The sequence below is a fragment of the Vibrio sp. T11.5 genome (assembly GCF_027587155.1).
Taxonomy (GTDB): Bacteria; Pseudomonadota; Gammaproteobacteria; order Enterobacterales; family Vibrionaceae; genus Vibrio; species Vibrio neptunius.
The window spans coordinates 299104-305793 of sequence record NZ_JAPPTP010000003.1 but is presented as its reverse complement, the minus strand read 5'-3'; the positions used below and the strand labels follow the sequence as shown (position 1 = coordinate 305793).

7 protein-coding genes are annotated in these 6690 nt (G+C 46.5%); 4 read left to right on the top strand and 3 right to left on the bottom strand.

Annotated elements, in window-relative coordinates:
• Positions 1–354: 354 nt before the first annotated feature.
• Positions 355–1788: a sodium:proton antiporter NhaD gene (gene nhaD / locus OH455_RS05895; RefSeq protein ID WP_269980688.1), complete on the top strand. Its 1434-nt coding sequence runs from the start codon at positions 355–357 to the stop codon at positions 1786–1788.
• A gap of 76 nt (positions 1789–1864) precedes the next feature.
• On the opposite strand, the gene OH455_RS05890 is transcribed toward nhaD, so the two are convergent.
• From OH455_RS05890 to OH455_RS05880, 3 genes are read right to left on the bottom strand one after another with little or no spacing between them, the layout of a single operon-like run.
• Positions 1865–2230 carry a hypothetical protein gene (locus OH455_RS05890; RefSeq protein WP_269980687.1) on the bottom strand — a complete coding sequence of 122 codons (366 nt, stop codon included), beginning with the start codon at positions 2228–2230 and terminating at the stop codon, positions 1865–1867.
• Positions 2230–2712, bottom strand: coding sequence for a methylated-DNA--[protein]-cysteine S-methyltransferase (locus tag OH455_RS05885; RefSeq protein ID WP_269980686.1), 483 nt, complete (start codon positions 2710–2712; stop codon positions 2230–2232). The genes OH455_RS05890 and OH455_RS05885 overlap by 1 nt, the downstream gene beginning before the upstream one ends.
• Positions 2709–4073, bottom strand: coding sequence for an AlkA N-terminal domain-containing protein (locus tag OH455_RS05880; RefSeq protein ID WP_269980685.1), 1365 nt, complete (start codon positions 4071–4073; stop codon positions 2709–2711). Before OH455_RS05880 ends, OH455_RS05885 begins: the two co-directional genes overlap by 4 nt.
• 153 nt (positions 4074–4226) lie before the next feature.
• Between OH455_RS05880 and OH455_RS05875 the strand changes: the two genes are divergently transcribed.
• The 3 genes from OH455_RS05875 (at position 4227) to OH455_RS05865 (ending at position 6625) form a co-directional block, all read left to right on the top strand.
• Positions 4227–4430, top strand: coding sequence for a hypothetical protein (locus tag OH455_RS05875; RefSeq protein WP_045974309.1), 204 nt, complete (start codon positions 4227–4229; stop codon positions 4428–4430).
• A gap of 109 nt (positions 4431–4539) precedes the next feature.
• On the top strand, positions 4540–5211 hold the full coding sequence (locus OH455_RS05870) for a response regulator transcription factor (protein ID WP_045974308.1): 672 nt from the start codon (positions 4540–4542) through the stop codon (positions 5209–5211).
• On the top strand, positions 5195–6625 hold the full coding sequence (locus tag OH455_RS05865; protein ID WP_269980684.1) for a sensor histidine kinase: 1431 nt from the start codon (positions 5195–5197) through the stop codon (positions 6623–6625). The genes OH455_RS05870 and OH455_RS05865 overlap by 17 nt, the downstream gene beginning before the upstream one ends.
• Positions 6626–6690 lie beyond the last annotated feature (65 nt).

Sequence of the window (6690 nt, the reverse complement as noted above, 5' to 3'; positions counted from 1 at the left end):
ATCAATGACTGCGCGACATAGAGTAGCGACGTTGGGCCTTTAAACACCTCCACTTACTGGAGAGCAATTGGGCCTGCCCAAGGCTGTCAGTTCCAACCCGTTAGGTAAAGTAATGACAAGCCGTCATAGTCATTGAGGGTTTTTGTCTGGAAACCACGGAGGCTGAAAAGACGGTAAGCAGCGCTGGTGCATATCAATGTCTAAAATGTCGAATAACCGGCTTGATGTCACTGGCATTGACGGTTAAAAACTGACGACAATTCAATCAGATCAAACCTATCTCACATACCCATAGTCAAAACCTCTTTAGAATGGCTCCACCATAACAACCATCTTCTTTCAAGGAGTGAAAGTATGAAATTGCAGTGGCTCGCTTTTGTCGCCCTTGTATTACTTCCCTTTACGACTTATGCCGCCAACAGCCCTCAAGAAACGTTACCCTTAACTCAATCTACCATCGGCTATGTGGCCATCCTGATTTTCACTTGTGCCTATGCGCTGGTGATGCTGGAAGAATACCTCTCGCTTCGAAAGTCCAAACCTGTCCTACTAGCGGCGGGCCTCATCTGGGCCATGATTGGTTACGTCTACTCGCAACATGGTCATATCGAAGTCGCCAAATCAGCACTGGAACACAACCTACTCGAGTACGCAGAGTTATTGCTGTTCTTACTGGTGGCCATGACCTATATCAGCGCGATGGAAGAGCGGCGGCTGTTCGATGCGTTGCAAGCGTGGATGGTCGGAAAAGGTTTTAATTACAAGTCGTTGTTTTGGTTGACCGGTATTCTGGCGTTCTTTATTTCTCCGATTGCCGACAACCTGACTACGGCTTTGTTGATGTGTGCGGTTGTGATGAAAGTCGCGGGAGACAACCCTAAATTTATCAATCTGGCGTGTATTAATATTGTGGTCGCGGCCAACGCTGGCGGGGCCTTCAGTCCATTTGGTGATATCACAACATTGATGGTGTGGCAGGCAGGTTATGTTTCCTTCTCTGAGTTTATGCCTTTGTTCTTGCCTTCCATTGCCAACTACGTTGTCCCTGCCATCATCATGTCGATGTTTGTGCCAAGTACGACACCGAATGTCGTCCACCAGCATGTAGAGTTAAAACGTGGTGCCCGCCGGATTGTCGGGTTGTTTATACTGACAATTGCGACTGCAGTTGCGTTCCATGCAGTGCTGCATTTCCCACCTGTCATTGGCATGATGATGGGGCTGGCTTATCTACAGTTTTTCGGGTTTTTCTTGCGTAAGACTCTTAAAGCATCACTCCATAAGAAAGCAGCCCTTGCGATTGCCAATCGTGATGACACGGCGCTGAAACGGCTCGGCTCGGTTGTCCCGTTCGATGTGTTTAGACGAGTCTCTCATGCCGAGTGGGACACGTTACTCTTCTTCTATGGGGTGGTGATGTGCGTCGGCGGCTTGAGCTTACTCGGCTACTTAGGATTGGTTTCTGAGGTAATGTACACCCAGTGGGATCCGATCTGGGCCAATGTTATGGTGGGGATCTTGTCTGCTATTGTCGATAACATCCCGGTGATGTTTGCCGTGCTAACCATGGAACCAACGATGTCGATGGGTAACTGGCTATTGGTCACGCTGACCGCAGGTGTTGGTGGTAGTTTGCTCTCCATTGGCTCTGCGGCCGGGGTTGCGCTTATGGGAGCCGCGCATGGCAAGTATACCTTCTTTGGCCATCTCAAATGGGCCCCCGTCATAGCCATAGGCTACGCCGTGAGTATTGCCCTCCATTTAATGCTCAATTCAGCGTTGTTCTAAATTTCCTGAGCATTATTCAATGCAAAGAGGACAGCCCGAAGGCTGTCCTTTTCAATGGCCGATTCACCCGTTATCGTTAATCCAATCGTCTCTGCCACACACTAGCAAGCTGGTATCTTGCACAAACACTGCACGTCAGTGCTTCATTATCACCATGAATGCGCATAACGATGTCTTCACGTTTTTCTTTGGAGTTATTGCGCATGGTTATGGTCAGGAAATTATCGTCGACCTCAAAAGATTTAATGACATCGGGCGCACCCACTCGGCTGATCGTGACCATCGCATCTTTGAACATCAATAAATCTTGGGTATACAGATTTTCATATACCCCTTCAAACTCATAGGTTTGCTTGTTGATCATTCGATCAAGTTTTTCTTCAAAACACCCTTGCAGCAAAAGCATTACTAGCAAGGAAAATATTCCTTTTTCTAACCGCATTACTCAGGTTCCCAATGCTCTATTTTTAACAATGCTGCTTTCCGTTCCAGCCCGCCCGCATAGCCGGTTAACTTACCGCTCTTACCAATCACCCTATGGCATGGGACAATCACAGATATCGGGTTCTTACCGTTTGCCAACCCCACCGCTCTCACGGCTTTTGGGTTACCAATCGCATCGGCCAACTGCTGGTAACTCCAAGTCTCGCCAAAAGGTATGGTTGTTAATGCTTTCCACACCTGCTGCTGAAATACCGTTCCTTGTGCTGCTAGTGGGAGATCAAATGCCTGTCGATGGCCAGCAAAATACTCGTCTAACTGCTTGATTGCTTTAATAAGTATAGGATGTTCTTTATCGTTTTTGCCTAACTTTTCAGGTTGTGTGGTCTGAGTCTCAAACCAAGCCCCCAACAGACCTTGCTCATTGGCCTGAATCGTCATCTGCCCAAGCGGTGTTTTTAAATAGGTGTAACTCTTGTTCATGCGTGACTCCAGCAATGGAATGTGGCATAACTCCCCCATGGAGATACGCGTTCAGCATCCAGTTCAGGGAACTGATGCAGGGCTTTTTTTACGACCAAATCACCATCTAGGAAGCAATTGGGATCAGAGGCTCCTCTCAACCGTGCGTAATTGACCGTCCATGGACCAATGCCTTTGACATCAAGCCATTGTTCTAGACTCGCTTCGGGGTTTTCTACCATAAACTGCGCAAAACGGGCCAATGTCTCTTTGCGGCTTTGCGGCATACGTAAAAAAGATAAATCAGCAAGGGCCACTTCCTGTGGTGTGGGGAAATGTGTCACACCTCTAGGTTGTAAGGTTTTAACAAGTAAATTGAGTTGCCCTATGGCGGCCTTGATCGACACTTGTTGGCCCAAAATGGCACGAACACCGCCTTCCCAAGTGTTCCAGACTCCAGGAATACGAATTCCACTACGCAATATTAGGTTTGGATTGATCGCATTCAATGTCTGTTCAATGGTCAAGATATCCGTATCAAGGTCAAACACTCTGCGCAATTGATTCACTAAGGCTTTGAGGCGTCGGGTATCAGACAACTCAAACTCAACGCGCATAATTCCGGGCTTAAGATAGCGAATCGAACACCAACCGTTCGCCCCTTCAATCTCAAACTTTCTCTGATAACGTTCATCGCTAACATGCTCTAATCCGTCAATAGCTCGCAGGCGGTAAAAATCCAGCATGTGTTGCCAATCTAAAGGTCCTTTAAACGCGAGGTCGATGTAGCTACTTTCTACCACAGACACAGCCTGATCTTTTCTGACCTGAGTCGGGGTCAGCTTAATAACCTGCTTAAATGCATCATTGAATCGACGTACGCTGTTGAACCCACTCGCGAACGCAATATCCGTCACCGACATGGAACTGGAATGAAGCAGTTGTTTAGCAAACATCAACTGATGGTAAAGCGCGTACTGTTTTGGTGCCATCCCAAGATGGTCTTGAAACAACTGTCTCAAATAGCGATCGCTAATGCCAAGACGTTCGGCCAACTCAACCAAGCTAGACGTTTGTAACTCGCCTTGCTCAATCATTTTCAAAGCACGAAGAAACGTCGTTTCCACCCCTTTCCAAGCCCAAGAACTTGGCGTACTGTCTGGGCGACAACGCAAACAAGGCCGATAACCCGCTTGAAGCGCCTGCGCTTTTTCGACGAAGTACTCAACATTTTCTTCTTTGGGTAAGTTGGCGGGGCATATGGGTCGACAAAAAATACCTGTGGTTTTTACCGCCACATAGAAACGGCCATCGAAACGTGCATCTCTGGCCTGACGAGCACTTTGACACTCTTGCAATGATATGGATGACAATCCGTTCACACTCTTCTTCCCGACATCTTTCAAACTCTTACCGCGAGTCTAATCGGCTCACTTTTTAATACTAGCCATTTTCGGAAGTTAATCGAATTTGCTATCAGTTTAAACTCTTCTAGAGTTAGAATGCAGTCGATACAAATAATAAGGAAGTTGGCTATGAATCTGCACACTTGCACTATAGTGCTAAAAGATAATCTCACCCTAACGTATGACAACGTCGAACAGAGCCTAAACGTCATTGAACAGCATGGCCAGTCAGCAATCAATACTATATTGATTGATGCGACAGATGGTCAGACTATACGCTCTTATCACAATCTCTCGATTGAGGAGTCGATTGAAAGCCTGATGGACTTGTAATATGTAATGTCACTTCAGGAACGCTCCTTCAATCACACAAATAAGTGGACGCAACCTTCATTCATTGATTCAATTTATGTAAACAGTGGATTGAAGGAATACAAAACACATGAAATTGCTGCTGGTTGAAGATGATACTGAGATTGCTGAGTTCATACATAAAGGCTTAACAGAACAAGGCCACTCTCTTTGTCACGAACCTGATGCGAAAACCGGACTCGTTCGCGCCGCGAGCGAGTCTTTCGATGTCATCATTTTTGACCGCATGCTGCCTAGCATGGATGGCATTGACGCCATACGCGTACTCAGACAAAGCCAGGTGCATTCTCCGATTCTTATCCTTACTGCAAAAGACAGCATTGGTGATCGCGTTGCTGGCCTTGAAGCTGGTGCCGATGACTATATGGTTAAACCTTTTGCCTTCGAAGAGTTAAATGCTCGCGTCAAAGCACTAGCACGCCGCCAGCCCGTCAACCCAACCTCTACTCAGCTAACCGCTGGCCCTCTCACGTTGGATAAAATCAGCCGCAAAGTGAGTCATTCAGGTCAAGAACTCGATCTTCTGCCACGCGAGTACCAGATTCTGGAATTGCTGATGGTCAATCAAGGTGAGTTGGTCACCCGGACTATGTTGCTGGAACAAGTTTGGGGCTTTCAGTTTGACCCCAATACCAGTTTGGTCCAAACCCATGTTAGCCGTCTAAGACACAAAGTCGATAAAGCCTTCAATACTGAACTGATTAAAACGGTGCGCGGAGCTGGCTATGTCCTCTCGTTCTAAGCCTGCTGTTGCCAACATTTGGCGTTCCTCTGTTTTCAGATACACACTCACTTCTTCTGCACTGTTCTTTGTTTCAGCGCTGATCCTATTGGGTATTATCGGTGGCACATTTTTATACAATACCAACCAGTTGGATAAGCAAGAGCAAAGCGATACCTATCAATGGTTGGTAGAAGAAACGACAGAAAATGGCTTAGATTGGCTGATCGAAGAGCTTGATATGGATTTCGAAGATCTCAATGACCCAGAATTTTGGCATGAGAGAATGCAACGAAATCAGTATGTGGTTTATCTTAGAGCACACGGTAAAGATTATGGCTTTACACCACTGAGCGAGTCGCCCTCTGGATGGCACTGGTACACTTTCGATGTTTCTCACTTTGATGAAGAAGATCAGCTAATTGACGCGGTGTATGAGATCAGAACACTGCAACACAAGCTCAATAGTGATTTTGTTCTGGTGGTCGGAGCCAGCACCAGCTTAGATTACCGATCGATTCTCGAAACTATGTCTGAAGGGTTAATTTGGGTCTGTGTGACGGCGTTGCCGTTATCCGTATTGATCGCTTATCTACTCAGTCGAAAAGTATACCAACGCCTTGATGATCTCTCAGACAATCTGGAGACCATTAGCAGCACCCATCACACTGAGCGGTTGCCTGTCTCCACAAATACTGATGAATTCGATCGTTTGTCTGAAAACATTAATCAAATGCTGGAGAGGATAGAGCACCTCAACACCAATATCGAAGACGTTACGGTCGGTATCGCACATGATTTAAAAACGCCACTGACTCGACTCGCGAATCAATTACAGCTGATGCAGATGGACAGTGACGGGGCTGAACAACACATAGAAAAAGCCCAATCGCAAGTCGCCGCTATGTTAAAAACCTTTAACAGCTTACTCCGCCTGAGTGAGATTGACTCGGGCAAGCGCAAATCTCATTTTACCGATATCAACCTTTCTGAGTTGATTGAAAATCTCGTCGACAGTTATCAACCGGTTTTTGAGGATCATAATCTACAACTCACCAGTGCCATTGTGCCCGCAATCAGCGTTTCGGGTGATGCAGAATTACTCAATCAGATGATGATCAATTTGTTCGAAAACAACGTAAAGTACAGCAAAAACAACGGTCAGGTCTGGGTACACCTTCAACCTTCAGAATCGGGAGTGGTCCTCCAGTTAGGTGATAACGGCCCGGGCATCGCTGATCAACACAGACAGCGGATCTTTGAACGTTTTTATACCGCTGACCTCAGCCGCAGCGACGCCAGCAATGGGTTGGGACTCAGTTTGGTGCAAAGTATCGTTCATCTTCATGGTGCCTCCATCACTCTATTACCTGACACGCCAGGGACAGTATTTAACATCCAATTTTCCACTAACCATACAAATTTGTATGGTTAGTGCCTGAGATATGTAAACCAAAGTCATACACCAGATACTTATACTCCTTTCTGGCCTCATGGAAA

Excerpts from the sequence above, each read along its gene's own strand:
- OH455_RS05890 (WP_269980687.1), bottom strand. The coding sequence starts at position 2,230 with ATGCGGTTAGAAAAAGGAATATTTTCCTTGCTAGTAATGCTTTTGCTG.
- OH455_RS05875 (WP_045974309.1), top strand. The coding sequence starts at position 4,227 with ATGAATCTGCACACTTGCACTATAGTGCTAAAAGATAATCTCACCCTA.
- OH455_RS05870 (WP_045974308.1), top strand. The coding sequence starts at position 4,540 with ATGAAATTGCTGCTGGTTGAAGATGATACTGAGATTGCTGAGTTCATA.
- OH455_RS05865 (WP_269980684.1), top strand. The coding sequence starts at position 5,195 with ATGTCCTCTCGTTCTAAGCCTGCTGTTGCCAACATTTGGCGTTCCTCT.
- OH455_RS05885 (WP_269980686.1), bottom strand. The coding sequence starts at position 2,712 with ATGAACAAGAGTTACACCTATTTAAAAACACCGCTTGGGCAGATGACG.
- nhaD (WP_269980688.1), top strand. The coding sequence starts at position 355 with ATGAAATTGCAGTGGCTCGCTTTTGTCGCCCTTGTATTACTTCCCTTT.